This is a genomic window from Desulfurivibrio modestus (assembly GCF_044068625.1).
Classification (GTDB): Bacteria; Desulfobacterota; Desulfobulbia; order Desulfobulbales; family Desulfurivibrionaceae; genus Desulfurivibrio.
In genome coordinates this window covers 1-1,696 of the sequence record NZ_JBIPKH010000056.1, presented here as the reverse complement: position 1 = coordinate 1,696, position 1,696 = coordinate 1, and the positions used below count along the sequence as shown (strand labels likewise).

Genomic DNA, 1,696 nt, shown 5'->3' with positions numbered 1-1,696 from the left:
GTAACTATCCAGCTTATTTCGGCGTCGAACAATCCGTTGGTTCTGGTTTAACCGACATGAAACCGGGGTCTTTCCCCTCAAATAATAAACGCAGAGCCTCCGTTGCCGTGACACCATGTTTGCGGCACGTAGAGAGATATCCCCGAACTCGACAGAAGATTTTTGCCCCGTCAATGGAACGAAAGCACCCCGAAATCTTCTGCTGGACCTTGGTCATTCGCAGGTCGTTTTCAGCCTGGTTGTTGGAAAAGGGCACTATGGCATTCTCCATGAACCTCAGGACATCGCTCTCAAATTTTTGTAACCTCTCCAAGAGGTTTCGTGATTTTGTTCGGGGCACCTTGCCCCTCTTTCCTTTGCGATTCGATTCATCTGGAGGTGGGCACTCCTTTTCGGCTTTTTCCAGCAGGTCCCGGTAGCTTGCGCGGAAAAGACCGGCGGCATCTTTTTTCAGGCACCCTCCCGCGTCATGGGTCGCCTTATTGATTTCCTTGAGTAAGGCCGCCATCTGCTTAGCCCACTGCTGGCCATCCTGCTCCCAAGCTCGTTCCAACTCACGCAGGTGATGCGCGTTGCAAAGGGCATGGCCGGCACCGTAATTGTAGTAGGGCTTCCAGTGGTCATGGCAGAGAATGCCGTTGAATCTTGGCAGGATGCCCATATCGTCCATGGCCTCACCGCCTCTTTTGGGGTGGGGCATGTAGCAGGTGTGCCGGTCGTTGGAGGCACTATGCAGCCAGTGTCTTTTGCCACCGATATTGATTCCGGTTTCATCGGCGTGGACCAAGTCCGCTATCGCAAGTTGCTGCTGGTTCCACTGCTCAAAGCGAGCAAGACGCTGATAGGCTTCCTGGTTGAAGTTGCCGATCGAACCATTGCTGACCGGGATATCAAGTTGCTCCTGAAAATGATCCTCAATCCGGTTGTAGGGGATCAGTTGATACTGAGACATATAAACCGAGTTGACCTTGACCCCGAGGCCGTATTGGACCGGTCGGGTTATCCCCTCGGGGAATGGCGCAACGTAACGCTTGCCCTGTTGGTCCACCAGGACTTGGGCTTGCCACTCGACCACGAATTTGCTGATGTCGAGATCGACAACCTGCCTGGCCTCGTATCCGGCATCCCGATAATCTCCCGGAGGGAGTGTTGAGCGATCAACAGGGATGATCTTGATTTCATCCGGGTCAGGTACCGGCAACAGGGTCTTGCCGGCATGACCGGGCTGGCCACCGGGTTTGCGGCCCGTCGAAGTCTTGGGCTTTTTCTTGCGGTTCGGATCAGCCGCTGGCGGCTTGCTGCTGTTTTTGCTGTTAAGCCCCAAACGGTTGAGCAGGATGGTCACCAGCAACAGCATAGTCTCAAGGCTGGCCTTGAGTGCCGGCGAGAGCCCCTGCTCCGCACGCAGCAGCTCTTTAACCTGGTCAATGGTTGCGGTTACGTCGATTTTTTCGATAGTCATCCAGCGGCTCCCGTATTGGAGCCGCATTATAACACGGGTTTTGAAACCGGATTTTTTGTCCTTCAAACCCCCTTGGGCGTGACGATCATTATTTTTGCGCGGTCCATCATTCCGCAAGGAGGAAATGCAGCTTCAGGAGCCCGCTAAGCCCCTTGCGGGTGTGCCCTGTGTTGTTCACGGCGGAACACTGATTTTTGAAAAAATTGCACCAAAACCCTGTCAAGAACTTTTTTT

1 protein-coding gene is annotated in these 1,696 nt (G+C 53.8%); it reads right to left on the bottom strand.

Going from position 1 to position 1,696, the window contains the following annotated elements; translation table 11 throughout:
- Nucleotides 1-13 precede the first annotated feature (13 nt).
- A complete protein-coding gene (gene tnpC / locus ACHHRT_RS13730) occupies nucleotides 14-1,462 on the bottom strand; it encodes an IS66 family transposase (RefSeq protein ID WP_395500336.1) in 1,449 nt (482 codons plus the stop codon).
- Nucleotides 1,463-1,696: the final 234 nt, after the last annotated feature.

Coding starts and splice junctions, on each gene's coding strand:
- tnpC (WP_395500336.1), bottom strand. CDS start 1,462: ATGACTATCGAAAAAATCGACGTAACCGCAACCATTGACCAGGTTAAA.